This window comes from Micrococcaceae bacterium Sec5.7 (genome assembly GCA_039636785.1).
Classification (GTDB): domain Bacteria; phylum Actinomycetota; class Actinomycetes; order Actinomycetales; family Micrococcaceae; genus Arthrobacter.
Genome location: CP144169.1, coordinates 461038 through 487153, shown reverse-complemented (window position 1 = coordinate 487153; position 26116 = coordinate 461038). Strand labels below are relative to the sequence as shown.

Genomic DNA, 26116 nt, shown 5'->3' with positions numbered 1-26116 from the left:
CGCTCCAGACTGCGCCGCCGACATCGGACTGTCAAGCCAACCCCATGCCCCGGTATCGGTCGTCAGTGACTGTGGCCATGACCCGGTCCGGCAAAAATCGACAAAGGCCTCCACAGGACCCGTCCAGGGGGATCCCTCGACGCTGCCCCACGTGTCGTCTTGGTATTGGAATCGTAAGCATTTTCTCCTTCCCATACCAGCACCGCCCTGCTGTCAGGGACGAATTAGAAGGTTTTGGACGGCTGCTGCGCAAGATCTTAGGACGGCTGCGGCGGATTAAATCGACCATAACCCTGGAGGGCAACCACCACCTTAAAGGCGCCCTCGGTGTTGCAGCATTGGCGGCGTCCAGGTCCAGGAGCACCTATTTCTCAGCCGGGAGTCGACTATTTCACCCAACGCGCCCCGGTAAATACGAAGTCCCGCGCAATCAGCCAGCTCCAGTCCCACAGCAACACTCCGCATAACCCCGCGGAGTCAATGAACCAGAATCAGGAATGTCACCACCCGTGCTCACCTAATCTTCTTATCAGGCACGCACCCCATTTCGCGAGCACTATACGTGAGTCTCGTCGGACTCTTCCCTCCGGAAACACGATCGCGGTATTCTACTCCTGTCATCGGTCTCATGGTTGTAACCTATGGCAGGAGCACTCAATGTTCGACCAGCAATTTATCAACAATGCAATGAGCCGCAGCGCGGAGGACAGCCTGGACCGCCGCCGGCTGTTCAGAGCCGCGGGTGCAGCAGGGATTGGCGGCGCCGTCGCGTTGCTGTCCGCCACCACCGCAACCGCCAATGACGATGCGGGCAGCCCCAGTGATTCCGCAATCCTGAATTTTGCGCTGAACCTGGAATACCTTGAAGCAGAATTCTATCTGCGCGCGGTGACGGGCCACGGCCTGAGGGATAACCTCACCGAGGGCAAGGGCACACGGGGCAGGGTCACCGGCGGCCACCAGGTCCCTTTCAAGGCCGGAAGCCCGATCCAGAAGTACGCCTGGGAAATCGCGGCCGACGAAAAATCCCATGTTGCCTTCCTGCGCAGCGCTCTGGGCAGAGCCGCGGTAGCCCGCCCGAAGATCGACCTGGACGCCAGCTTCACCGCTGCCGCCCGCGCTGCGGGGCTCATCACCGCACACCAGACCTTCAGCCCGTTCAAGGACGAAACGAGTTTCCTGCTCGGGGCGTTTATCTTCGAAGACGTCGGAGTCACCGCCTATAAGGGAGCTGCCCCGCTCATCGACAACAAAACATACCTGGAGGCGGCAGCCGGCATTCTTGCCGTGGAGGCCTACCACGCCGGCATTATCAGGACCACCCTGTACGCCAGGGATCTGCAGGCACCGGCGCAGGCCATCTCTGACGCCCGCGACAGCCTGGACGGCAGGACGGACCTTGATCAGGGCATCGGAACCCCTAAGGTGGCCAACCTCGTGCCGACCGACCGCAACGGTCTCGCGTTCAGCCGCACCGCCGCGCAGGTACTGAACATCGCCTATCTGACACCGAAATCGGTCACATCCGGCGGGTTCTTCCCCGACGGAGTCAACGGGTCCATCCACAGGAGTGGCGGCCACTGATACGCTCCCATCCGGATATGCTGCGACGGCCGCCGCAATACCAGACCCACAAGGAAGACTGATGTCGCCGGGACTGCCCGCTCAACCCGCGGGCCTGGCCTCGAACAGTTGACGGATGGGTTGTCGTGGTCGTCGGCATGGGCGGAAACATGGTCTCCGCCGTCGAAGTCGGCGATTTTCCAGGCCCGGGCACGGCAAGGGTTCTAGTGCTCATCGGTGGCTCCTTCAAGATCGCCGTCAACGGCGGATGCGGTCATGGGTGTGGCGGTGCCGAAGTTGGCCCAGCCGGCGGTGCCCAGGACCTTCGCCAGGGTCACTGAGCGCTCCATTTTGTGCCGGATTTTCGCGGTCCCGGCTGCGGCGGCTTCCGTGAGCCAGAGAGCGGTCCCGGCGCCGAGGGCCAGTAGCTCTTCTTCGCCCCGGTTAGAGGGACGGATTATCCGATCAGGGCACCGGCGGAGGCTGCCGGGAAATGGGCGTCGATGATCGCCGGCACCCCGGGCCGGGTGAGACGGGGGCGGGCAACCTCGTCCGGTCCTTGTTCCCCGGGCAGGCGGCCGCCCCCTCCCGCCCCCTCTCGCGGCCAGGGGAGCATGGCCATTACTTACGCGCACCGCATCCAAAGCGGGTCCGGATGCACCTGCAGGGACTCAGCGGCCGGAACGGGGGCCTCGGAGGCCGTTTGTCCCCATACCGTAAGGAAATCGGCGCGAAGTTTGCTGCCGGAAACCATAGCGTAGAAGGATGAATCAAACGCCCGGGCCCAGTGTGGATGTTGTGCTGCCGTGCCTCGATGAGCGCGGGGCCCTGCCCTGGGTTCTCTCCCGGATGCCGGCAGGGTACCGGGCCATTGTGGTGGACAACGGATCGGCCGATGGATCAGGTGAACTCGCAGCGGATCTTGGTGCCATGGTGGTCCGGGAGGAGCGGCGGGGCTTCGGCGCGGCGGCCCATGCCGGGCTGCTCGCTGCGACCGCGGACTTTGTGGCGTTCTGCGACTGTGACGGGTCCCTGGACCCGGCCCAGCTGCCGGGCCTGCTGGAACCTGTGATTGCGGGCGCGGCTGACCTTGTCCTGGGCAGCCGGCAGCCCCAGCGCGGTTCATGGACTTTTCATGCCCGGGTGGCCAACATAGTCCTGGCTTGGCGGCTGCGCCGCCTCACCGGCGAGTCTGTCACCGATCTGGGACCCATGAGGGCCGCCCGACGCACTGAGCTGTTGTCTCTGGGGCTCGAAGACCGCCGGAGCGGCTATCCGCTGGAGATGTTCCTCAAGGCCAGCCTTTGCGGCTGGAAGATCGTCGAGCTTCCGGTGGCATACGTCCCGCGCACAGGAAAATCCAAAGTCACCGGAACCGTCCGGGGAACGGTGACGGCAGTGCGCGACATGTCCGTCCAGCTCAAGGCTGCAGCAGCAGCCCTGGCGGCCGGACCGGTCCGAAATGCCAGCGGCAGCGAAGAACAGCTATGAACATCACGATGGATCTGGCTGTTGCGGTCATCGCCAAGGAGTGCCTGCCCGGGCGGGTGAAGACCCGGCTCACACCGCCGCTGACACCATCGGAGGCTGCCTACATTGCACAACTGAGCCTGGCGCGGACGCTGGAGACGGTGCGGCTCTTGCCGGCGCGGGAACGGATGCTGGTCATCGACGGGACTCCTCGGAGCCGGGATGCCGCGGGGTTCACGGTTGTGGCCCAGGCCGGCGGCTCCCTGGACGAACGGCTGGCGGCCATCTGCGATTCCGTGGACGGGCCCCTGCTGATCATTGGAATGGACACACCCCAGTTTTCAATGGAGCATGCCGCTCCCCTCCTCCGGGACTGGGCCTCGGCAGCTCCGGTTCACGATGCCTGGCTGGGCCCGGCCGCTGACGGCGGTTTCTGGGCGCTTGCTCTGCGCCGGCCCGACGGCGCCTTGATCAGGGGCGTACCGATGTCCACTGGCACGACCGGAGCCGAACAGCTCGCCCGGTTGTCCGCAGCCGGCCTATCGGTTGGACAGCTGACTGCCCTGAGAGACATGGACTATTTTGACGACGCCGTGCAGATCGCTGCCGAAATCCCCGGCACTCGTTTCGCTGCCGCGGTGGCTGCCGCCGGCGAAAACCTACACGCCGGAGCGCGGCCATGACTTCAACGGTCAGCGCCGCCCCGGCCGTTTTTGGCCAGGGCCACCGCGAACCATATGCACGCGCCTTGCGGCTTGGCGGCGGTACGCTGACGCTGCGACCCGACGGCGCCGGCCCCCGCACCGGCTCTTGCACCGGCACTTGCACTGTTGAGTTTGATGTCCTCGGCTGGTGCGCGGAGGCGAGCACGCTGGAACGACTCCTCCTGCAGAGTCTGGACGGGCCGGTGCTCGATATTGGCTGCGGTCCGGGCAGGATGTTATCCGCCGCCCAGTCGCTGGGTCTCGTAGCACTCGGAATCGATACGAGCACGGAGGCCGTCCGGTGCGCCCGCAGCCGCGGCGCCCGGGCACTTGAGCAGTCAGTATTCTCCGCGGTTCCGCAGTCCGGGCTTTGGCAATCCCTGCTCCTCCTTGATGGCAACATCGGCATCGGGGGAAGCATCAGCTCCCTGCTGCGCCGCTGCCGGCAACTCATTGCGCCGCGGGGAACGCTGCTCGTGGAGGTGGAAACGGACGACGACGTCGACGCGGCTTACCGGGCGGTGCTGGAGGACGGCGACGGGAACCTGAGCGAGCCGTTCTCCTGGGCCAGGGCAGGACTGCCGGCGCTGGAATCCCGGGCGCGGAGGACCGGCTGGGCGGTAGTGTCCACGCAGCGGATTCAGGGCAGAGTGTTCTGCCGGCTGTCGCCCGCCGCCTTGCCCCTGCGCTCCACGGCGTAGATCACCGCGGCCGCGGCCGCGGCCAGAACCGCCCAGAACCAGGCGAGGTTCGCGGCATAGTTTTCCTCGAGTGCGCTGGTGTTCCGGGCCACCGACTGCGCCTTGAGCAGCACTCCGGCAACGAGCGTGATCACGGCACCCGTCATGAGGGCGCCCCGCAGCACCGCGGCGGATACCGGGCGGAGCCCGAAGCTCAGGCGCGTCAGCCCGGCGCCGGCCAGCGTGGACAACGGGACGATCACGCCGTCGTGCAGCAGAATCGCGCTAGCCAACCAGGTCAGGAGTCCGAGCAGTTGCGGAAAGCCGAGCTGGGTGGGCAGACCCAGCAGGCCGTAAACGGCCAGCCCGGCGCCTGCCAGGCCGAGGAAAATCCGGGTCCATTTGAGGGCGTTGGACGGTTTCACAGCACCTCCACGGACTGCAGCCATTTGGTTTGAAGGACGCCGGGGCGTCCGGGCGCGATAACCCGGGCCGGGTATCCGTGATCGAGGTCCAGGACCTGGCCGTTGAGCTCGAGCGCCACCAGGGTTTTCTCGTCCTGGACGTACACTGCGGGCATATCCATGATCCTGTAGACACCCTCTGGTTCAAGGCTTGTCACGCGGAGCGCCGACTCCGCAGGAGCACCGACGGCGGCGATCAGGTCCCGCATCCGGACTCCCCGCCAATGGGCCGTCTGGCTCCAGCCTTCCACACACGCAATGGGCAACTCGTGACCCTGCTGCGGCAACGCGCGGAGCTCGGTCAGGCTGAAGGCGCGGCTGGTACCGCGGTACGTAACGGCCAGCTTCCAGTCTGCTGACCGCGCCAGCTCCGCCACTTTGGCGTCGGCCGCCGTCCGGTTGACCGGAACGGACTGCGGGCCCGTGCCCATTTTGCGCGGCGCGAACAGATTCAGCGGACTAAGCCAGGAGAAGGACTGCCCGGCTGTGGTGAGCACCAGCGCGCCGGTGGTGACACCCACTCCCGCGAGGAACGCGCGCCTGGACCAGCGCCCCGGTGCGGGAACGACGGCGGCACTCTGACCGGCAGCAGAACCTGAGGCGTCGCCGTCGCCCGCGGTTCTTTCCGACTCACGGACGGAACGTCCTCTCCAATTGGTCATGATCGCCGGCAGCTTCACGGCAATATGCAGCAGCAACGAGCCCCAGATCACCCAGGCCAGCCAATAGTGGGTTTCACGGAACGGAAACGGCCATGGATACCACTTGTAGGTGTTGATCAGGCCTGTTATCAGCTCGAGGAGTGAGGAGGATATGAACAGGGCGATCGATGCCCGCTCCAGCCCGTGGATCACTGACTTAACCGGCGGCCATTTGAGCAGCTCCGGGTAAACGGACCACAGTTTCGCCATCAGCAACGGAATCGAGGCAATGCCCGCGGTCACGTGCAGCCCCTGTGTCAGCTGGTAAATCCAGACAGGACGGGTGAGGAAGAACATCCAGTCCGGCGGGTTCTGCAGCCCGTGGCTGAAAAGACCGGTGAGGAAACAGACAGTAAAACTCACCCCCAGCCAACGCCCCAGAACAACCGTCAGACGCGTGCTTCGCGTCGGCGAGGCAAACTTGGCGGCCAACGCCTCAGTGAGCTTTTGCATAGTTCGATCACACCACCATTGCGTCGGCACCGGTGGCCTGAAACCTTACGAAACGCGGAAGCCTGCGGAAATGGTTCGGCGCCCGGGGACGGCATGGGGCAGGATCAAGGGGTGGAACCGAAATCGGCAGGACAGGCACCGGCGGGTAACGGTTTCGCGTTGTGGGTGGTGTTGCCGGGGCTGCTGGGTGTCTGTGCGGTTGTGCTGTGGTGGATGGTGCTGCCCGGCAACCCGTTTGATCCGGCGCCTGTCCTGGGATCCTGTGTGTCCTGGCTGGTTCTCATCGTTGCCGTCCGCATTCTGCGGCACGTATCACGGCGCCGGATCGGCGCCGTGATCATTGCGGGAACGCTGCTGCTGGGGGTGGCCGCGATGAGCGCCCCGCCCCGGACCAGCAACGACTCCGCCCGGTATGCCTGGGACGGAATCGTGCAGAAGGCCGGGGTTTCCCCCTATGCCTTCGTCCCTGTTGACGAAACACTTGCCGGGCACCGGCCTGCCTGGCTGTTCGCGCCGGGAACGTCCGGACCCGACGGGAAAACTCTCTGTCCGGAGGACCTTTTCGGGACCGGCTCCGTGGCTGCCTCCGGTTTCCCGTCCGGTAACCCCCTGTGCACGGCCATCAACCGGCCCCACGTGCCCACCATCTACCCACCAACCGCGGAGATCTATTTCTTCGCCGTCCGTGCGGCCGTCCCGGACACTGTGGGTTTCCTGCCTTTCCAACTGGGCGGCCTGCTGATCAGTGTGGCCGTCGCGCTGATGCTGATGAGGGCGCTGGCCCGCACCGGGCTGCCCGTCCACCTGGCGGCGGTGTGGGCCTGGAGCCCGTTGGTGCAGCTCGAAGCGGTGAACAACGCCCACGTCGATGTGCTCGGTGGTGCCCTCATCCTCGCCGCCGGGATGCTGCTGGTCACGGGCAAACCCCTCCGGTCCGGCGTCGCGTTCGGTGCCGCGGTGGCCACAAAACTCATTCCCGTGATCGCCGCACCCGCCCTGCTATTCAAACGCCCGGCCCGCTTTATTGTTGCGGCCATCGGCACTTTTGCCGCCCTGTACGTGCCTTATCTGCTGGCTGCCGGTGCCGGCGTCCTGGGCTTTTTGCCCGGGTATCTGAAGGAAGAGGGCTACAGCCAGGCCGGCGGCATCCGATTCGGACTGGCGCAGATCCTCTCCGCCGGACCGTGGCCCCCGCTGCTCAGCGCCGCGGCACTGGCCCTGGTGGCCCTGGCCGTGCTGCGCACCAGCAATGCGGGGAACATCTGGGAGCGGCAGACAACCATGATCGGGCTGACGCTGCTGATCGTCAGCCCCGACTACCCCTGGTACGCGCTGATGCTGCTGCCGTTCATCGTCCTGAGCCGGCGGTGGGAGTACATCACCGTGATCCTTGCCCTTGATGTCATCTACATGGTGCCATCAGCCACTCCCCACAAGGAGCTGATCAACCAGTCCGTGCTGCTCGCCGCAGCGTTCGCCATTGCAGCGGGGGCCTGGCTGCGGCGACGCGCGGGGATCCTGTCCGTTGCCCGAATGGCATGATGGCGTTATGCATCAGGCGCAGCACCACACCGTCCAGACACGCATCGGCATCATCGGAGGATCCGGAACCTACCGGCTGCCGGGAGCCACCGTGCAGTCAACGGTGACCATTGATACTCCCTACGGTCCGCCGTCGGGCCCTGTCACTTTGGCCGTTGTAGCCGGCCAGACGGTGGCTTTTCTCCCACGGCACGGCGCCGGGCATTCGCTCCCGCCGCAGAAGATCAACTACCGCGCCAATCTGTGGGCTCTCAAGAGCCTGGGCGTCGAGGCAGTCATCTCATCGTCGGCCGTCGGCGGCCTGCGGGCAGGGTATGGTCCGGACACCTTTGTGGTGACAGACCAGCTGATCGACCGCACCTGGGGCCGGTGCGACACCTTCTTCGACGGCGCGGTTTTCGACGGCGCCGAACCGGCCGGGGTGCAGCACCTGCCGGCCGCGGAGCCCTTCTGCCCGGCGCTGCGGGCGCGTCTGTCCGCGTCGCTGGCCGCCCACGGCCTCCTGTACGCGGCTGCGGGGACGGTGGTGGTCATCAACGGGCCACGCTTCTCGACGAAGGCCGAATCGGCCTGGTACGTGGCCGGCGGTGCCGACATCATCAGCATGACCCAGTACCCGGAGCCCGTCCTGGCCGCTGAACTCAACATGGGTTTCGCCAATCTGGCCTACATCACCGACTCCGACACCGGCCACGATGGATCAGCTCCCGTCACTGCCGGCGCCGTGTTTGAACGGCTCAGGACGGCCCAGGAGCGCATCCTCACGGTCCTGGCGGCAACCGTTTCAGCCATCGGCGATGACTATGTCCCGCCGCGGCTCATGGACCAGGCAGCTGTGGACAGGATCATGGCGCCGCCGGTCTCCCGCACATCCGTGGACGCCGGATGAGGCTCCTTGTCACCGGCGGGGCAGGTTTCATCGGCTCCCACATTGTTGACGCCGCACTGGCCAAAGGATGGCAGGTGCGTGTGCTGGACTCCCTGGACCCCGGCATCCATCCGGGCCCGCCCCGGCTGGACCCCCGTGTTGAACTCGTGACCGGCGACTTGGCGGATGCGGACACCGTCAGGCACGCGCTGGATGGAATGGACACCGTGTGCCATCAAAGCGCCAAGGTGGGACTCGGTGTCAGTTTCGCCGATGCACCGGACTACATCCGCAACAACGACTACGCGACGGCGGTCCTGCTTGCTGCCATGGAACGGCAGGGAATCCGCCGCCTGGTGCTTGCATCCTCGATGGTGGTCTACGGCGAAGGCGCCTACACCGACCCCGGCACCGGGCTGCCGGTCCGGCCCGGGCCGCGAACGGAGGCGGACCTGCGCGCCGGAATCTACGACCCGCGGAACCCGGAGACCGGAGCGATCCTCTCCCCGGCGCTGGTCACCGAGGACGCCAGGCTTGACCCCCGGAATGTCTATGCCGCATCCAAGCTGAGCCAGGAACACCTCGCCGCAGCCTGGGCCCGTTCAGGCGGCGGCACGGCGATCGCCCTGCGGTACCACAACGTGTACGGCCCGCGGATGCCGCGGGACACCCCCTATGCCGGGGTCGCTTCACTGTTCCGGTCCGCCCTGGCACGCGGCGAGGCTCCGAGGGTCTTCGAAGACGGCGCACAGCGGCGCAGTTTCGTCCATGTAAGGGACGTGGCAGCCGCGAACATCATGGCCGCGGAGTCCCTCGGCCTCAATCCGGACTCCGGCCCAGGCGCATACTTCCGGGCCTACAACGTCGGGGCCGACGAAGTGCACACTATCGGTGACGTGGCCACGGTACTGAGCACACTCAGCAACGGCCCGGCTCCCGTGGTGACAGGGGAGTACAGGCTGGGCGACGTCCGGCACACCACCGCGTCATCGCAACGCATCAAAGACGAGCTGGGCTGGTCCCCGGTTGTGGGCTTCGACGACGGCATGCGCGAGTTTGCCACCGCGCCCCTGCGAGGCGCCTGACGCGCCCTCTGACCAGCACCTCCGGCCCCGCCGCCGCCTTACATCCGATATCTGGAGCTCACCATGCCCTATCCATCCACATCCAGCCCGCGGCCGGCGGCAGTTCTGACCGCCAACCCACTTGACCTGATCAGATCCTCCGACGGCGGCACCACCTTCCAGCCCACCGACGCTTCCTGAACCCATGCCTGACCCGTTCTTTGTCCTGTTCGGTGGATTTCTCGTTTCAGCCGCCGTCGCGCTTTGGATCGCCCTGAACCGGGGCGACCGGATCGGGAGCGAGCCGGGGCGCAACGATGAACAACCGCCGCCGCCCAAGAATGCCGCGACCAGCGTGCGCCGGCGGGGGCAACTTGCAGGCTGCATCGCCCTGGGCACCATCGGCCTTGACGTTGCCGTGGTTTACGGGGCAGGCATCCCTTCTTCAGGGGGCACGGGCATCACTGTGGAGCTTGGCTTTGCGATGATGCTCCTTGCTGTGGTGTGGTTCATCTTCCGCCGGGAGGCAGTCCTGTACCAGGTCCGGATTGCAACGGCGATGTACGGTCTCCGGACCCCGGCCGAACCCCGTCTGATCAAGGCTGCCGAAGCAACCGGTGCGTTCATCCGTCTCCTGCTCTTCCTCCCGGGACTCTTCATCGTGCTGCTGAAGCTGATACTGCGCTAGCGAGCACGGCAGGTCTGGCGCGGCGGATCCGGGGGCAGACAGCGGAGCACCGCGGGACTAGGTGGGCGCCAGAGCCGGGAACTGACGGCCGCCCCATCACCCAAGAACGGAGCCGCATCATGACCCACCACATCAGCGCAATGCTCGATGCCCACCCCCGGGGCCCGCACACGGTCAACAAGAACCAACTGACCCGCATCACCACATGCTTTCAATGCGCCCAGGCCTGTACCGCCTGCGCCGACGCGTGTCTGGGCGAGGACATGGTCGCCGACCTGACCGCATGCATCCGCACGGATCTGGACTGCTCTGACATCCGTGCCGCGACCGGCAACGTTCTGTCCCGCCAAACCGGTGGCAACGCCCACACCATCCGGGCCCTGCTCGAGGCCTGCCGGCCAGCCTGCGCGGCCTGCGCCGAGGACTGCGAGCGGCACGCCGGCATGCACGAACACTGCAGGATCTGCGCCGAGGCCTGCCGCCGGTGCGAAGCCGCTTGCACCGCCCTCCTGGCAGCGCTGGCCTGAGGACCCGGCAAGGGGGCATCCGGGAAACGGCCGCACCGGATGCTCCGGGTAGCGGACGGTGTGGCGCGGCTGGCGGAGTATTCAGCCTTTTGGTGCCGCCCACCGGCGCAGTGTCGCTGGCACTTTGCCCGCGCCTCGGCCAGAGCGGCGGCGACCGTGAAAAGCTTGGTGTTGTTGGGGGCTCTGGGTGCGAAGAACATGGAATACCCCTTCATCCCCGACATCCAGGACTCCCAGGATGATGCCTTTGGCCTGTTTGATAACACTCCTGTTGGCGAAGGCGCGGCGGACCGCTTCGGCGGCAGCCTGGGGTCCCTCCCGCGCCACCGTCCTGGTCAGATAAAGGGTGAATCCATGGAGCCCACGGCGGCCTGCTTGTCCGGGAAGGACCGGGAGAGGGCGCCAATGTGTCCATGCCGCTGGAACCGGCACCCGGGGAGACTCATTCGGAACGTGCACCGACAAGTTCGGCGTCGCCTGGCTGGTCGACATCACCACCGCGATGCCATAGCCACCGCTTGCCGGGTCGCTGCTTCCGCGGCGATCCGGCGGCTACGGCCGTGGCTGGCAATACCCCGCGGGGGTCATGAGGGGCGGAAGAGCCAACGGGTAACAGCTCCCATCAAGGCATCGGTCTACAGAGCAACGAGAGGCAGCTCGCGATGGACGATGTAATCCGCAGACGCAGACCCTGTCATTGCCAGACCCGGACACCGGCCGCGCCGCACCGGGTTGATCTTCGCCTCCCCTAAGCCTGCTCTGAATGCCCGGTCGGACGCGGGTTCCGTCTCCCTCAGGACACACCAGCTGACGTAGAGCCCGTACAGCTCCTCCAGGGCGAGTCCGTCATGGTCCGGACTGCGGTCGACGCACTCGCACAAAAACTCGTCCAACGGCACCTTCGTCATGCCGGTCTCCTGCCTCCTGGGATGGAAATGCGTTACTGCAACGGCGTGAATGGGTCAACGAAAAGCCCCAAGACCACCCGGTCCGCCTTCCAGCGTTCCACAGGCGCGGAGCCTCCGGCGGAGAAGTGACGGCCGGTCTGTCAGTGACCGGCCGGGGCTGCTCCGGAACCGGTTTCGTCCCTGGGTTTATTCCGGGCCTCCAGCTGGTGTTGCCTAAGCTTCTCTTCAGCGTCCTGGCGCCGCTGTCGTATCGCCCGCATCTGCTCAGTGGACAGGATTTCGTGATGGTAACTGTGCCCGCCGTGATCGGCCGTTCGCGCTCTGCTGTCCGCGGGGCGGGCCGGGCCGGGCCCAGGAGGAAAGATACTGGTCGGCAGGCTGCCCCAAATCCAGCGGTGCAGTCCTTATCTCTCCGGGTATCCCTGGTCCCGCAGATGATCCAACATCGCTTGTAGGGGACAGTCGGGGTTCTCAGCGAGGTGCCGCAACAGGTGGATGCGGACCCCGGACCGGGGCCCGGACGTGGAGAGGACATCATCGATGATGTCCAGGACCTGTCGGTGGAGTCCGGACTCATCGATGATGACGTACGAAGCCGCGCGCGGGCCCGGGAACGCCGTTCGTTTTGAGAAGACGGGCTCCTGAAGATTGGCTGAGTCCCTGCGCATTTCGGGCTCCTTCGGTTCTGTGGGCTGTCTGTTCGCGCCGGTGGCGCCGGTGTCATAGTTGCTGTCGATCCTGCACGATTACTGCCCGGCATGGACAGCTTCTTCATCGAAATCGTCTGCTCCGGAGCTCCCATCTTGAACCGCAAGTGTGAAACCAGAATGAGACGGGGATGAGGGCCTTCTCATGCACCAGCCTATCGGCCGCCCACGGCGGATTGTCCGGATCGGCCAAGAACCTGCGGGGAAATAACCGGCACCCTCGTCCGAGCTGCGGGCCCAGATCGATGCGTTCGACTGCTACTACAACACCGAACGCGAACACCAGGCCCTGGCCCCCGGGCCTGACCCCGCAGGAGGCCTGAGACGCCACTCCCAAGGCGCCCGGACCCACACCGCCGGAACCCGGCGCGGCCGCCGGCGCGGAACCCCGCAGCACCCAACGGCGCGTCGACCGCCAGGGCTGCGCCACCGTCCTGGGGACCCACTTCAGGATGGGCAAGGAACACATCGGCGCAACCGTGCACGAGGCCACCATCTTGTTCTTCGACCCCCACAGCACCGAGATCATCAGCCACCCCAGACCCGCCAAGGGAACAGCCTACGTAAGCAACGGCAAACCCTCAGGCATCGCAGCCGACCCCGTCGGAGCACGCAGGAAAAGAAAACACTACCCCCTAAAAACCGGCGCCCCGCCAACACCACCCGACGGCCGCCCTCAGGACAACCGTCTACATGGTCATGAGACACCAAGTGCCCAGGACAACATGAGACATGAACCGTCTACGAGCTCCTGAGATATGACAAGGGTCCCCGCCCGGACTCTCCTGCCGATCGATGCGTCCGTGGCCCTAAGCCCCGACGGGGGGGTCTGCTGTCTGGCTGAACAGCCGGCCCAATGCCGGGCAAGGACGCAGGGCGCCGGCAAGGCGCAGTCCCTGCCATACGGTTACCTGGTTCGCCGTCAGTACCGGCTTGCCGAGTGCCGACTCAAGCTCATTGATCCAGCGTGCGCTGTGCAGTGCCGTGTCCGGAATCAGGATGGCCTGGGCCTCGGGGCTGTCGTTGCTCCGGGCCAGTTCCAAGACTCCTTCGCGGTCCAGCTCGCCGGCCAGGGCGGCCGTGGGAATGTCGTGGCTGACCAGCTGGGTCACTTCGATCCCGCCGCGGTTGAGCAGGCCCACGAAATGCCGGGAGACGTCCTCCGGGTAGGTGGCTGCCACGGCGACCTTGTCCAGGCCCAGCGCACGCACCGCGTCGACGAAGGCGAGCGACGTGGAAGAGACGGGGACGCCGAGTGCTTTCTGGACTTCGGCGGCCTGCTGCCTGGCGCCGTCCCAGCCGAACACGAAGCTTCCGGAGGTGCACGCCCACATGACGGCATCTGGTTTGCTGGCGCGAAGCGCCTCGGCGCCTTCGAGCAGCCGCTCGCTCTTGCCGAGGTCCAGTAACGCCTGTACTTCGTGCGCGTCCACGCCCACCGACGTGTGGATAAGGGGAAGCAGGATCCCTTCGCCCAGCAGTTGCTCCATGAAAGGGTAATCGTCTTCGGCTCCGAAGCCCGGGTACAGCATGCCAATGGTGGCGCCCATTAATTCTCCTCAAGGTAGGCAGGGGCTATGGCGCCCCGCGAATTGTTCACAATCGTACGAACTGCGGCAAGCAAAAGATAGGGTCAAAAGATAGACCAGTAGGATTGTTGACAATCGTGACGCGGGCCACATAGCCTGACGGCAGTGATGTTGGGACCGACAAGGAGCTTTGGCGTGATTGATTCACTGGAATGGGCTACGGCCGTGGAGCTGGTCTCCGCCTACGGCCGCCGGGAAGTTTCCCCCGTGGAAGCCACCCACGCGGCGCTGGACGCGGTTGACCGCCACGATGCTGACATCAACGCCTTCTGCCTCGTGGAGGCCGCGTCCGCTCTGGCTGAAGCCCGGGAGTCGGAGGCCCGCTGGCTCCGCGGCGAACCCCGGGGCTTGGCTGACGGCGTTCCCACCTCCATCAAGGACCTGATGCTGACCAAGGGGTGGCCCACTCTGCGGGGCTCCCGGCTCACCTCGGCCGAAGGCGAATGGATCGAAGATGCTCCATCCGTGGCCCGGCTGCGCGAGCACGGCGCTGTGCTGCTGGGCAAGGTAACCAGCCCCGAATTCGGCTGGAAGGGTGTCACGGACAGCCCGCTCTGCGGTGTCACCCGCAATCCCTGGGACGTTTCCCGCACCTCCGGCGGATCCAGCGGGGGCAGCGCTGCCGCGGTGGCCAAGGGCATGGGCCCCTGGTCTGTAGGGACCGACGGCGGCGGCTCCATCCGCATCCCCGCCGCCTTTACCGGCGTCGTCGGATTCAAACCCACCTACGGGACGGTGCCGCTGTACCCGGCCAGCCCGTTCGGTACGCTGGCCCATGCGGGCCCGATCACCCGGACGGTGGCAGACGCTGCGCTCATGATGGACGTCCTCTCGCAGCCCGATGCCAGGGACTGGTCCGCCGGCCCTGCGCCGACGTGTTCGTTCTCCGCCGGCCTTGACGAGGGCATACGCGGCCGGAAGATCGCTTTCAGCCCCAACCTCGGCTACGGCAGCAACGACCCCCAGATCGAGGCAGCAGTCCGTGCCGCAGTGCAGGTCCTGACCGAACTGGGTGCGGACGTCGAGGAAATCGACCTCGGCTGGGCGGATCCCGTGGACGCCTACCATGTGCTGTGGTTCAGCGGCGCGGCCAAGGTGGTGGAGGGCTATGGCCCCGGCGCAATCGAGCAGATCGATCCGCTGCTCGCCGCGGCACTGGGCAGGCACGCAGATTTCAGCGCCAGCGACTTCCTGGATGCCACCGCCGTGCGGATGAGGCTGGGCAAGGAGATGGGGCTGCTGCACGAGCGCTATGACCTGCTGGTCACGCCCACCCTTCCCATCCCCGCGTTCGAGGCAGGACGGGATGTGCCGGCGGGGTGGCACTCGGAGGACTGGACGTCCTGGACGCCGTACACCTATCCGTTCAATCTGACCCAGCAGCCTGCCATCAGCGTTCCGTGCGGATTCACGGCGGAAGGCCTGCCCGTCGGGCTGCAGCTTGTGGGCCCGCGGCACGGCGATGCCCGCGTGCTCTCGGCCGCTGCAGCGTACCAAAACGCGAGCGCCTGGCACCTCAGCCGCCCGCGCAGCAAATCACAGTTGTTCACCCCAACCAGCAAGTGAGGCAGAACATGGCCCGGTACATCAACATCACCCTTGAGAAGCGGGGGGTGACCTGCAAAGCCCTCCTGCACGACGACGCGGCACCCCGAACCAGCAACGCGGTCTGGGATGCCCTGCCGCTGAGCGGCCAGGTATTCCACGGCAAGTATGCCCGCAACGAGATCTACAACCTGGTGCCGGCTTTCGCCCATGCCGAACCGGGCGCGGAGAACACCACGGTGACCCCCATCCCGGGGGACGTCTGCTACTTCACGTTCACCTCGAATGACCTGAAGACGCCGTCCCATGGCTACGAGCAGGATTCCGGGACGGATTCGGTTCAGACGATCGTTGACCTTGCCGTGTTCTATGGCCGCAACAACCTTCTGCTCAACGGTGACACCGGCTGGGTTCCGGGCAACGTTTTTGCCACGATCGTTGAGGGCCTGGACGAAATGGCCGAGGCCTGCCAGGACGTCTGGATGGGCGGTGCGAGGGACGAAACCCTCACCTATTCCCGTGCGGAGTGACTCAGCGGCTGCGCAAATAAAGTAGGATTGTAGACAGTTTTGGTTTTGGTCCGCAGGAGCGGACGTAGGAACGGGTTTCGTTGTGTGCGCGAGGGCCGCACGGGACCCCAAGCGGAAAAGTGGTCACCCGATGCAGAGATTTGAGCCCTTGGTGCAGGAATCGACGCCGTCAATAATTGCAGGCAAATTGCGCACGGCAATAGGGCTGGGCCAGATTCCCCCGGGGGCGCAGCTGGGCGAGGCCGATCTGGCCAAAGAGCTGGGCGTTAGCCGCGGCCCCCTCCGCGAAGCGATGCAGCGCCTGACCCAGGAAGGCCTGCTCATCAGCATCCGGAACCGTGGCCTGTTTGTCATCACCATGACGAACGAGGAAGTCCGGGACATGTACGTGGCACGGACCGCCGTCGAACGCGCAGCCTCGGAGGTCATCCTGCAAAAGGATCCCAAAAAGGTGGCGCTGGAGCTGATGGCCATTGTGAAAGCCATGAAAAAAGCGGCCGAAAAAGGCGACATGGACGCCATGTCCGAGGCGGACATGGACTACCACGCCACCCTCGTGGCCGCGGCCGGAAGCCCCAGGCTCACCCGCATGCACAACACCCTGCTGACCGAGACGCGGATGTGCCTGACGGCGCTGGAGAAGAGATATCCGGACCCCCAGGCCAGGGTGGCCGAACACCATGCAATCGCGGAAGCCCTGGGGGGCGGCAGCGAGGACCAGGTGGGAAAGCTCCTGATCAGCCACATGGAAGACGCCCTGGAGCGGCTCACCGGCGCCGAGGACTTTGCGGAGGAAGAGCCGGCGTAGGCCTGAGCGGCAGCAAGCTGAACGGGTAAGAGTGGCCAGCTGCACGCAGAAGTGCGGCAGCCGGCCGGCAATCAGTAGCTGTGGCGCAGGCACATCAGGGCGTAGGCGCGGGCGGCCGCGACGAGCTCGGCAATGCTGACGGATTCGTTCACCTGATGGGCCTGGTCGTTGAGCCCGCCGGGCCCCATCACGATCGTAGGTACGCCAAGGTCGCGGGCAATGAAGCCCCCGTCGCACGCCGCCGTCCAGCCGCTGATGGCGCTTGCCACGCCCGCGTCCGCGAGCGACGCCACGGAGTTTGCCACCAGCGGGTGCGTTTCCGGGGTGCGGAACCCCGGCATTTCCATGGTCACCTGTGCGTCCACGGAGATGCCGTTCGAATCAATGCCGGCCTCGCTGATCCGCGCCCGGAGCTTGTCCGCGATCAGCTGCGCGTCGTCATCGGGCATGAGCCGCCGGTCCAGGGAGACGCTGCATTCGGCCGCCACCATGGAGGTGCCGGTGCCGCCGCGGATGAGGCCGATATTCCAGCTTCCGGCGCCGAGCAGCGGGTCCTGCCCGGCTTGCAGGCGCTCGTGGTCGGTGCGGATCAGGTCCAGGATTTTCGCTGCCGCGTCAATGGCGTTCCGGCCGTCCGCAGGCCTGCCCGAATGGGCCGACTTGCCGGTGACGGTCAGCTCGATGTAGCTGTCGCCGCGGCAGCCGATGACCGTTTCCAGATCAGTGGGTTCGGCCACGACGCATGCTGAGTAGGAGGCGGCGGGGTGGGCAAGGGCGGCCGCAATGTAGGCCCTGATCCCGAGCCCAAGGTCCTCCTCGTCCACCGTGCATGCCAGTGCCGCGTTGCCGGGCAGCCGGGCGCCGGCCTCCTTGAGGGCCTTCAAGGCGACGACGACGGCGGCCAGGCCTCCCTTCATGTCCGTGGAACCGCGTCCGAAGAGCCGGCCGTCACGGACATGGGGTTCGAAGGGGGGACGTTCCCAGCCGGTCCCGGCAGGGACCACATCCGAGTGGCCAAGGAACAGGATTCCGGGCTGCCCTCCGCCGGGCAGGACGGCGGTGAAATTCGGCCGGCCCGGAGCCACGGAGTCCATGGAGGTTTCCAGCCCGGCATTCAGGCAGAACGCATTCAGGACATCGGCAGTGGCTTCCTCGGTGCCGCCGGGATTTTCCCCGCCGGCGGCCACCAGTGCCATGGTGAGCGAGACAAGTCCGGACTCGCTGATCAGACCCAGGACGCGTTGTTCAAGAGCGGTGCTCAAGCGCTGTCCCCGCCGTTCACTGCCGCAAGCTCCCGGTCCATGGCCCGGCGGAGGCGCACGATGCCTTCCTCTGCCCGTTCGGGAGTGGTGGAGGCGAAACAGAGCCGCAGGGCGTCGTCGAACTTTCCGCTGGCGGACAAGGCCGGGCCCGGGATAAAGGCGACGCCCTCTGCCAATGCCGTCTCGAAGAGCCGCCGGGTGGAGATGCGTGCATCCTCTCCCTGCAGCGTGAGCCACAGGAAAAAGCCGCCTTCCGGGTCCGTTGTAGTGACCCTGCTGCCCAGGTTGCGGCGCAGGCTCTCCTGCATCGCGTCCTTGCGGTGCTTGTATTCGGTGCGCAGCCCCGCGAGGTGGTTGTCCAGCCCGCCGCGGCGAATGAACTCGGCAACGATGTGCTGGCTGGGGACATTGGCGCAGGTGTCCATGGCCTGCTTGGCGTTGATGACCAGCTGGCGAAGGGACGGATCCGTATCAACCCAGCCCACGCGCAGGCCAGGAGCCAGGATCTTGGAGAAGGTGCGGACGGAGAACAGCAGCGGATCGCCCGGGCTCAGCGCCTGGAGCGAGGGCAGGTCATCGCCCTGGAAGCGCAGCAGCCCGTACGGGTCGTCGTCGATGATCACTGCGTTCCACTGGTGTGCCAGCTCCAGGAGCTGATGCCGGCGTGGCAATGAGAGCGTGGTGCCGGAGGGGTTCTGGAAGTTGGGAATAGTGTAGATGGCCTTGGGTGTCCTGCCCGCGGCGGCCACCAGCGCAGGCAGCGCTTCTACAATCAGCCCGTTGTTGTCCATGGGTGCCTCCAGCAGCTCGGCGCCGTAGCTCAGGGCGGTGGCGCTGCCGTTGGTGTAGGTGGGGCTTTCCACAATGACCAGATCGCCGGGGTTGATGAAGATCTTGCAGGCGAGGTCAAGGCCCTGCATGCCGCCGGCGGTGATGGTGACCCGTTCCTCGGCCGTGGGGTCGGACGTGCCTGCCAGGTAGTCAACCAGTGCTTTCAGGAGCACGGGTTCCCCTTCGGTGGCACCGTAGGTCATGGAGCTGTGGTTGATGACCTGGCTGGCGATTTCGCGGAACTCCGCGAGCGGCACGGCGTCGTCCGCCGGGGAGCCCATGGCGAAGCGGACAATATCGTGCGTCTGCGCGGCCAGCAGTGAAGTGCTGGAGTCGATGACGGAGCCTACGAGGCTGGCTGCACGGTCCGCCAAAGGCAGGCCGGTCCGGGATTGGGTGGCAATTTGGTCAACAGTCATGGCCTAGCCGCCTTTCTGGATGAGTTCGCGGGGGAAGCTGGTGAAGGTTTCCACGCCGTCAGCGGTGACGCGGATGGATTCGGAGAGTTCGTAGCCGTAGTTGTCCATCCACATTCCGCCGATCACGTGGAAGGTCATGTTTTCGGCGAGGATTGATTCATCCTCGGAACGGATGGACATGGTGCGCTCGCCCCAGTCCGGCGGGTAGCCGACGCCGATCGAGTAACCGATCCGGGACGGCTTTTCCAATCCGTATTTCGCCAGCGTCCAGTTCCAGGCGCGGGCAAGTTCCCGGACCGGAACGCCCGGCTGCACCTCGGTCAGTACCGCATTGAGTCCGTCCGCGACGGCGTCGGCCAGCTTCGCGAGACGCTCCGGCCTTTTGCCCAGGGTAAGGGTGCGTGCCAGCGGGGTGTGGTAGCGGTGATGGGCGCCGGCGAGCTCGATAACAACAGCCTGGCCTGCTTCAAAGCGGTCTTCGCTCCAGGTAAGGTGCGGAGTGTCGGCCGCCTCGCCGGTGGGCAGCATCGGCACGATTGCCGGATAGTCGCCCCCGATCCCTCCGGCCCCCTTGATCTGGGCCTGACTGATGGCAGCTGCGGCATCGCACTGCCGGACGCCGACGTCGATGGTTTCAACGGCAGCTTCCATGGCGGCCATACAGACCTGCGCTGCGCCGCGCATGAGCTGCACCTCGGCGGGGGACTTGATCGAGCGGACCCAGTTGACCAGCTCGAAGCTGTCCACGAGCGTCCATTCGGGAATGGCGTTGACGAGTGAGCGGTAGGCCTTGGGGGAGAAGAAGTGCGAATCCATTTCCAGCCCCACGCAACCCTTGGCGGCCGGGGCAATGAGGTAGCGCTCGCGCAGCGCAAAAGCCACCCAGTCGAAGGGGTGCACGTGCGGCCGGTGCACATACTGTTCCGGATAGCCCACGATGCACTCCGGCGGCAGCCAGGTGGTGCGGAAGGCGCCGCCGGCATCCATGGCGCGGGTGAACAGCAGCATGGACCCGTCCGCCGGAACAAACAGCAGTTGCGGCGTGTAGAAGGACCACGCGTTGTAGCCGGTCAGGTAGTAGATGTTGGCCGGGTCTGTCACCAACAGTGCGGAGAGGCCCTGCCTGGCCATCCGTACACGGACGCCCGCGAGCCGGGCACTGTATTCCTCTTTGCTGAAGAGCAAGAAAGACACCTCCGAAATGAATAGTAGATTGTTTACAATCTAGTGCATGTGGCGTGGCTCACACAAACTGCGGCTGAGCTAGCGGCGGCCGCCTGCCGTTCCGTACCGCCCGCCTGCCGCCTGCCATTCAGCTGCTGCTGACGTACCCGCGTTCCTTGTCCACCACGTTCTTCAGCTGCTCGCCGGATGACCAGCGGCTGAGGTTGTCGAGGAACTGCGTGGCGAGGGCGTCGCGCCAGCCCACCACGTCCCCGCACATGTGCGCGGACACGTGCACGTTGTCCATGGTCCAGAACGGGTGCCCGGCGGGCAAGGGCTCCTCGTTGAAGACATCGAGGGAGGCGGCGGCGATCTGCCCCTCCCGGAGGGCTCGGACCAGTGCCGCTTCGTCCACCAGGGCGCCGCGGCCGACGTTGATCAGATGTGCAGAGGGCTTCATGGCTGCCAGCACCCGGGAGTCCACCATGTTGCGGGTCTGTTCGGTCAGCGGGGCAATGAGCACCACGTGGTCCGCCCAGCCGGCGTGGTCGGCGAGGTCCGCGCTGGCGGCAATGGTGCCGAAATCCGGATCGCTCTCGCGTGCTGTACGTCCGATTCCCCGCACGTCGAGGCCAACGGCGCGGAGCAGCCGGGCGGTGGCCCGGCCGATGCCGCCCGTCCCCACCACCAGCGCACGGGAGCCGCCGGTGCGGGCGAGCTCGCGGTGCTGCCAGACGGATTGCCGCTGCAGTTTCTTACTCACATGCAGCTGTTTGTCATGGGCCAGGATGGAGGCCAGGGCAAACTCGGCGATGGGTGCGTCGAAGGTGCCGTGGGCGTTGGTCACCACCACGTCGGAGGCGCGCAGTTCCTCGAACATCATCGCGTCCACGCCGGCTGCGGCCACGTGCACCCACTGAAGCGAATCCGCGTGCGGCCAGGCCTCGTGCAGTGCAGAGGAAAAGAAGTCCCAGAGGAACAGCACATCGGCTCCGCGGGCGGCGTCGGGCAGCCCCGCAGCGTCCGTCAGGACGACGTCGGCGCATGCCTCGATCGCGGCCAGATTGTAGGGACGGGGCTGGCCCTCGGCGACGAGTACTACCACCCGTGGCGGACGGCCCTGATTACTGTTGCTCACACCACTACGTTACGTGATCGCAGGATTGTTGACAATAAACAGATGTGACGTGCACCATGGAATGCATGACTTCCCTCAGCCCCGCACTCAAGCAAGCAACCCCCATCGTTGTGGACTATGCCCTCGGCAGCTGGATCCACGGCACGGACGGCAAGGACTACCTGGACTTCACCACCGGCATCGGCGTGACCAGCACCGGTCACTGCCACCCCAAGGTGGTGGCAGCGGCGCGCGAGCAGGTGGGCAAGATCATCCACGCCCAGTACACCACCGTGATGCACAAGCCGCTGCTTGAACTCACCGACAAGCTCGGCGAGGTGCTCCCCGCGGGCCTGGATTCCGTCTTCTACGCCACCTCCGGCTCCGAGGCAGTCGAGGCCGCCGTCCGCCTGGCCCGGATGGCTACGGCCCGCCCCAACATTGTGGTGTTCCAGGGCGGCTTCCATGGCCGCACGGTGGCCGCCGCATCCCTGACCACCGCCGGGACGAGATTCTCCGCAGGCTTCGCGCCGCTGATGGCCGGCGTCCACATGTCCGCCTTCCCCTACGCCTACCGCTACGGCTGGGACGAGGCAAGCACCGTCAGGTTCGCGCTGCAGGAACTGGACTACCTGCTGCAGACCCGCACGGCACCGAACGACACCGCGGCCTTCCTGATCGAGCCGGCCCTGGGTGACGGCGGCTACCTGCCCACGCCGCCTGCCTTCCTGGAAGGACTGCGGGAGCGTTCGGACAAGTACGGCATCCAGCTGATCTTCGATGAGGTGCAGGCCGGCGTCGGACGCATGGGCAAGTTCTGGGGACACCAGTTCTCCACCGCGACGCCGGACATCATCGTCACGGCCAAAGGCATCGCCTCCGGGTTCCCCATCTCAGCCATTGCCGCTTCCACCGAGACCATGTCCAAGGCCTGGCCCGGATCCCAGGGCGGGACGTACGGCGGCAACGCGGTTTCTGCTGCTGCCGGCGTTGCCACCCTGGAAGTGGTCAAGGAAGAAGGCCTGGTGGAGAATTCCCGCGTGCGCGGTGAACAGCTGCAGGCAGGGCTGAAGGAGATCCAGGAGCGCTTCCCTGTAATCGGCGACGTGCGCGGCCGCGGCCTGATGCAGGGCATTGAATTCACTGCCGAGAACGGCAATCCGGATGCAAAAACGGCTGCCGCAGTCCAGCAGGCCACCACGGAGCAGGGCCTCCTGTCCCTGACCTGCGGCCCCGCCGGCAACGTGGTCCGCCTGATCCCTGCCCTGGTAGTCACCGCGGAGGAGATCTCCACTGGACTGCGGCGCTTCGAAGCTGCGGTGGGCGCCGTCGTCGGTGCCGTTCCCGCCACTGCCGGAGCCTGAGTCCGCCCATGAGCGAAGCTTCCCTGCCAGCCACGCTGCTACCGCGGTCCGCTCCGTCCGCCACTGTGCCTGCCGGTGCGCCTGCTCGGGCGCAGCAGGCGGTCCTTGACCGCCTCGCGGCGGCCGGGATCAAGGCCGACGGTTCGCCGCGGCGGCTGGCGGAATACTCCTACGACGCCTCCAACTACCGGGTGCCTCCGCTGGCTGTTGTCTTTCCGCGGTCCACGGAGGAGGTGGTGGCGGCGCTGGCCGTATGCCGTGAAACCGGCACCCCGCTGATCAGCCGCGGCGGCGGGACGTCCATGGCGGGCAACGCGATCGGGCCCGGCGTCGTATTGGACTTCTCCAGGCACATGAACCGCATCCATGGCATTGACGAATCAGCGGGCACCGTTGCCGTGGACCCCGGTGTGGTGCTCGCCGTCCTCTCCCGCGAGGTGGAGCAGGCAACAGGCAGCCGGTTCACGTTTGCACCGGATCCGTCGTCGAAGAACCGCGCAACGGTCGGCGGTTCGCTGGGCAATGACGCCTGCGGAAACCACTCAGTTCGCTATGGCCGCACCTCGGACCACGTGGTGGAGCTCGACGTCGTCACTTCCGACGGCGCCCGGCTCACCGCCACTGCCGCGGGACTGCGCGCCACGCACCCGGATGACACGTCCTCGGTTCGGCGCGCGGCGGCGCTGACCGCTTCGCTCAAGGAGCTGGCCCACAACAACCTGGCCGATTTCCGCACCGAACTGGGCCGCATCCAGCGGCAGGTTTCGGGCTACCACCTGGCCAACCTGCTGCCCGAAAAGGGCTTCAACGTGGCCCGCGCCCTGGTGGGCTCGGAAGGAACCTGCGTCATCGTGACCGGCGCCCGGATGAAGCTGGTGCCGAAGCCTGCCAGCGCTTTGCTGGTCTGTCTCGGCTATGCGGACGTGGTGGACGCTGCGCGGGACATCACCACCATCCTTGAGTTCTCTCCCGCCGCGGTGGAGGGCATCGACGAGGCAATCGTGGACACCATGCGCTTCCGCCGCGGGGAGGGCGCGGTGCTGGGATTGCCGGAGGGCAAGGCCTGGCTTTATGTGGACCTCGATGGCGAGGATCCGGCCGAAGTGCACGCCGAGGCAGGCCGCCTGCTGGCCCGGCTGCGGAAAAACGGCCGGCTCGTGGACGGCCGCCCGGTTCCGGATACCGTGGAACGGGCATCACTCTGGCGCGTCCGCGAGGACGGCGCCGGACTCTCTTCCCGGCTCTCAACAGGCGGGGAATCGTGGCCGGGCTGGGAGGACTCAGCCGTCGCCCCGGAAAAACTGGCCGACTACCTGTCCGACTTCCGAGGGCTGCTGGCCAGCTACGGCCTCCACGGCGTCATGTACGGGCACTTCGGCGCCGGCTGCATGCACATCCGCATCACGTACCAGCTGCGCACTGAGGAAGGCCGAGCGGTCTTCAAGAAGTTCTCCAGCGACGCCGCCCGGCTGGTGGTCCGGCACGGCGGCTCGCTCTCCGGCGAGCACGGCGACGGGCGTGCCCGGTCCCAGCTGCTGCCGCTGATGTACTCTCCGCGCATGCTGGCAGCCTTCGCCGCCTACCGCCGTCTCTGGGATCCGGCCGGCATCCTCAACCCGGGCTCGCTCACGGACCCGGATCCGATCGACGCCAATCTGGCACTGGACGGCGTGCCGCAGCGCGAGTGGCGGACCAGCTTCGATCTCCGTCCGCTGGGCACCGGCGGCGGATCCTCCGCGGAGACGGGCCATACCGCCGATTCCGGCGGAAGCGGAACCGATCCGTGGATCCAAGCCGTGCAGGGCTGCATCGGGGTGGGCCGCTGCCGCACCGATTCCGGCGGCGTCATGTGCCCCAGCTACCGGGCCACCGGCGATGAAAAGGACTCCACCCGCGGAAGGGCCCGCGTGCTCCAGGACATGGTCCGCGGAGCCCGCACGGTCGAGGAGGGCTGGAAGTCGGAGGAGGTCCGCGAGGCCCTGGATCTGTGCCTGTCCTGCAAGGCGTGCTCCAGCGACTGCCCCACCGGTGTGGACATGGCGAGCTACAAAGCCGAATTCTTCGACCACTATTACAGGGGACGGCTGCGCCCGCTCTCGCACTTCTCCCTGGGATGGCTGCCGCGCTGGCTGAAGATCACGGGCCGCACGGCACCGCTGGTCAATGCCCTGCTGGCCACGCCCCTCGGCAAGCTTGCCGCCGTGCTGGGCGGCATGACCACGCACCGCTCCCTGCCACGGTTCGCCGGCAGCAGCGAGTGGCGCAGGGAAGTTGCGGCGGCCGGCGTGAAGCTGCCCGGGCAGCATGACGGAGCAAAGCCTGACGGAGCAGAGCACGACGACGGTACTCGGCCGGGTGCCGACGGCGCCGTGGATGCCAGCGCCGACGGCGTGGTGTTGTTCGTGGACACCTTCACCCGCGGCTTCCGCCCCGAGGTTGCCGGCGCCGCGGCGCGGGTGCTGGCCGGCACAGGGGAGAGTACCGAATGCTCGGCGGACGCCTGCTGCGGCCTGACCTGGATTTCCACCGGCCAGCTGGACACCGCGAAGAAGCTCCTGGCCAACGCCGCGGAAGCGCTGGATGACGGCACGGACCGCCCCATCGTCGTGGTGGAACCCAGTTGCGCCGCCGCGCTGCGCAAGGACCTGCCCGAGCTGGTCCACACAGAGCAGGCGCGCCGGGTGGCAGCCAGGGTGCGCAGCTTCGCCGCGCACATCAACGAGCTGGCCGGCACCGGATGGACGCCCGCTCCCGCGGAACCGCTGCCGGCACAGGTGGTGCTGCAGACGCACTGCCACGAATACTCCGTTTTTGGGGCCGGGACACAGCGCGCCGCCCTGGCAGCCGTCGGCATCACTGACGTGGTGGATGCCTCCGGGTGCTGCGGCGTGGCCGGCAACTTCGGCTTCGAAAAGGAGCACTACGAGGTCAGCATGCAGGTCGCGGAGCAGGCGCTGGCTCCCGCGCTGCGTGATACGGACACGGACACCGTGGTACTCACGGACGGCTTCTCCTGCGCCATGCAGGTCCGGCAGCTGCAGGTCCAACAGCTCGAGGCCGAGCGGCCCGGCCGGCACCTCGCCCAGCTGCTCGATCCCGGCTAAACCACCGCGGCCGCTACCGGACCCTTGGCCTGCCCGGCCTTCCC

General features: G+C 66.4%; 24 protein-coding genes. 14 read left to right on the top strand and 10 right to left on the bottom strand.

Annotated elements, in window-relative coordinates; all coding sequences use genetic code 11:
• Positions 1 to 657: 657 nt before the first annotated feature.
• Positions 658 to 1584 (top strand): ferritin-like domain-containing protein, encoded by a 927-nt coding sequence (locus V3C33_02195; GenBank protein ID XAS68168.1) that lies wholly within the window; start codon positions 658 to 660, stop codon positions 1582 to 1584.
• Positions 1585 to 1787: 203 nt separating this feature from the next.
• Here V3C33_02195 and V3C33_02190 read toward each other — a convergent pair whose 3' ends face one another.
• Positions 1788 to 1913, bottom strand: a complete 126-nt coding sequence (locus V3C33_02190; GenBank protein XAS68167.1) for a hypothetical protein — start codon at positions 1911 to 1913, stop codon at positions 1788 to 1790.
• A 415-nt stretch (positions 1914 to 2328) separates the two neighbouring features.
• Here V3C33_02190 and V3C33_02185 point away from each other — a divergent pair, with 415 nt between their 5' ends.
• The 3 genes from V3C33_02185 to V3C33_02175 are packed head-to-tail and all read left to right on the top strand — an operon-like array spanning position 2329 to position 4438.
• The gene (locus V3C33_02185; GenBank protein ID XAS68166.1) at positions 2329 to 3054 is read left to right on the top strand and encodes a glycosyltransferase family 2 protein; all 726 of its coding nucleotides are present in this window, start codon (positions 2329 to 2331) and stop codon (positions 3052 to 3054) included.
• Positions 3051 to 3716 (top strand): DUF2064 domain-containing protein, encoded by a 666-nt coding sequence (locus tag V3C33_02180; protein ID XAS68165.1) that lies wholly within the window; start codon positions 3051 to 3053, stop codon positions 3714 to 3716. The genes V3C33_02185 and V3C33_02180 overlap by 4 nt, the downstream gene beginning before the upstream one ends.
• Complete coding sequence (locus V3C33_02175; GenBank protein XAS68164.1) at positions 3713 to 4438, top strand: class I SAM-dependent methyltransferase; 726 nt, start codon at positions 3713 to 3715, stop codon at positions 4436 to 4438. The genes V3C33_02180 and V3C33_02175 overlap by 4 nt, the downstream gene beginning before the upstream one ends.
• On the opposite strand, the gene V3C33_02170 is transcribed toward V3C33_02175, so the two are convergent.
• Positions 4378 to 4842, bottom strand: coding sequence for a hypothetical protein (locus tag V3C33_02170; GenBank protein XAS68163.1), 465 nt, complete (start codon positions 4840 to 4842; stop codon positions 4378 to 4380). The two genes, V3C33_02175 and V3C33_02170, sit on opposite strands and share 61 nt — an antisense overlap.
• A complete protein-coding gene (locus V3C33_02165; protein XAS68162.1) occupies positions 4839 to 6035 on the bottom strand; it encodes a molybdopterin-dependent oxidoreductase in 1197 nt (398 codons plus the stop codon). The genes V3C33_02170 and V3C33_02165 overlap by 4 nt, the downstream gene beginning before the upstream one ends.
• A gap of 111 nt (positions 6036 to 6146) precedes the next feature.
• Here V3C33_02165 and V3C33_02160 point away from each other — a divergent pair, with 111 nt between their 5' ends.
• The 5 genes from V3C33_02160 to V3C33_02140 all read left to right on the top strand — a co-directional run bounded on the left by V3C33_02160 (position 6147) and on the right by V3C33_02140 (position 10724).
• Entirely contained in the window at positions 6147 to 7577 is a 1431-nt protein-coding gene (locus V3C33_02160) for a glycosyltransferase family 87 protein (protein ID XAS68161.1), read from the top strand.
• Between the two features lie 7 nt (positions 7578 to 7584).
• Positions 7585 to 8466: an MTAP family purine nucleoside phosphorylase gene (locus V3C33_02155; GenBank protein XAS68160.1), complete on the top strand. Its 882-nt coding sequence runs from the start codon at positions 7585 to 7587 to the stop codon at positions 8464 to 8466.
• Positions 8463 to 9530 (top strand): NAD-dependent epimerase/dehydratase family protein, encoded by a 1068-nt coding sequence (locus V3C33_02150; GenBank protein ID XAS68159.1) that lies wholly within the window; start codon positions 8463 to 8465, stop codon positions 9528 to 9530. The genes V3C33_02155 and V3C33_02150 overlap by 4 nt, the downstream gene beginning before the upstream one ends.
• Positions 9531 to 9714: 184 nt before the next feature.
• Positions 9715 to 10197 (top strand): hypothetical protein, encoded by a 483-nt coding sequence (locus V3C33_02145; GenBank protein XAS68158.1) that lies wholly within the window; start codon positions 9715 to 9717, stop codon positions 10195 to 10197.
• 119 nt (positions 10198 to 10316) lie between these two features.
• On the top strand, positions 10317 to 10724 hold the full coding sequence (locus tag V3C33_02140) for a four-helix bundle copper-binding protein (GenBank protein ID XAS68157.1): 408 nt from the start codon (positions 10317 to 10319) through the stop codon (positions 10722 to 10724).
• A gap of 635 nt (positions 10725 to 11359) precedes the next feature.
• Here the strand turns inward: V3C33_02140 and V3C33_02135 are convergent.
• The 3 genes from V3C33_02135 to V3C33_02125 all read right to left on the bottom strand — a co-directional run bounded on the left by V3C33_02135 (position 11360) and on the right by V3C33_02125 (position 13889).
• Positions 11360 to 11632, bottom strand: a complete 273-nt coding sequence (locus V3C33_02135) for a hypothetical protein (protein XAS68156.1) — start codon at positions 11630 to 11632, stop codon at positions 11360 to 11362.
• A 404-nt stretch (positions 11633 to 12036) separates the two neighbouring features.
• Positions 12037 to 12300, bottom strand: coding sequence for a hypothetical protein (locus tag V3C33_02130; GenBank protein ID XAS68155.1), 264 nt, complete (start codon positions 12298 to 12300; stop codon positions 12037 to 12039).
• 848 nt (positions 12301 to 13148) lie between these two features.
• Positions 13149 to 13889, bottom strand: coding sequence for a maleate cis-trans isomerase (locus V3C33_02125; GenBank protein ID XAS68154.1), 741 nt, complete (start codon positions 13887 to 13889; stop codon positions 13149 to 13151).
• A 174-nt stretch (positions 13890 to 14063) separates the two neighbouring features.
• Here V3C33_02125 and V3C33_02120 point away from each other — a divergent pair, with 174 nt between their 5' ends.
• The 3 genes from V3C33_02120 to V3C33_02110 all read left to right on the top strand — a co-directional run bounded on the left by V3C33_02120 (position 14064) and on the right by V3C33_02110 (position 16811).
• On the top strand, positions 14064 to 15494 hold the full coding sequence (locus tag V3C33_02120; protein XAS68153.1) for an amidase: 1431 nt from the start codon (positions 14064 to 14066) through the stop codon (positions 15492 to 15494).
• An 8-nt stretch (positions 15495 to 15502) separates the two neighbouring features.
• The gene (locus V3C33_02115; protein ID XAS68152.1) at positions 15503 to 16003 is read left to right on the top strand and encodes a DUF3830 family protein; all 501 of its coding nucleotides are present in this window, start codon (positions 15503 to 15505) and stop codon (positions 16001 to 16003) included.
• Positions 16004 to 16133: 130 nt separating this feature from the next.
• Positions 16134 to 16811 (top strand): GntR family transcriptional regulator, encoded by a 678-nt coding sequence (locus tag V3C33_02110; protein ID XAS68151.1) that lies wholly within the window; start codon positions 16134 to 16136, stop codon positions 16809 to 16811.
• A 71-nt stretch (positions 16812 to 16882) separates the two neighbouring features.
• On the opposite strand, the gene V3C33_02105 is transcribed toward V3C33_02110, so the two are convergent.
• From V3C33_02105 to V3C33_02090, 4 genes are all read right to left on the bottom strand, one after another.
• Positions 16883 to 18073, bottom strand: coding sequence for a M20 family metallopeptidase (locus tag V3C33_02105; protein ID XAS68150.1), 1191 nt, complete (start codon positions 18071 to 18073; stop codon positions 16883 to 16885).
• Positions 18070 to 19323, bottom strand: a complete 1254-nt coding sequence (locus V3C33_02100; GenBank protein XAS68149.1) for a PLP-dependent aminotransferase family protein — start codon at positions 19321 to 19323, stop codon at positions 18070 to 18072. Before V3C33_02100 ends, V3C33_02105 begins: the two co-directional genes overlap by 4 nt.
• Before the next feature lie 3 nt (positions 19324 to 19326).
• A complete protein-coding gene (locus V3C33_02095; protein XAS68148.1) occupies positions 19327 to 20508 on the bottom strand; it encodes a M24 family metallopeptidase in 1182 nt (393 codons plus the stop codon).
• 127 nt (positions 20509 to 20635) lie between these two features.
• Positions 20636 to 21625, bottom strand: a complete 990-nt coding sequence (locus tag V3C33_02090; protein ID XAS68147.1) for a D-2-hydroxyacid dehydrogenase — start codon at positions 21623 to 21625, stop codon at positions 20636 to 20638.
• A 65-nt stretch (positions 21626 to 21690) separates the two neighbouring features.
• Between V3C33_02090 and V3C33_02085 the strand changes: the two genes are divergently transcribed.
• On the top strand, positions 21691 to 22968 hold the full coding sequence (locus V3C33_02085) for an aminotransferase class III-fold pyridoxal phosphate-dependent enzyme (protein XAS68146.1): 1278 nt from the start codon (positions 21691 to 21693) through the stop codon (positions 22966 to 22968).
• A gap of 8 nt (positions 22969 to 22976) precedes the next feature.
• The gene (locus tag V3C33_02080) at positions 22977 to 26072 is read left to right on the top strand and encodes an FAD-binding and (Fe-S)-binding domain-containing protein (protein ID XAS68145.1); all 3096 of its coding nucleotides are present in this window, start codon (positions 22977 to 22979) and stop codon (positions 26070 to 26072) included.
• Positions 26073 to 26116: the final 44 nt, after the last annotated feature.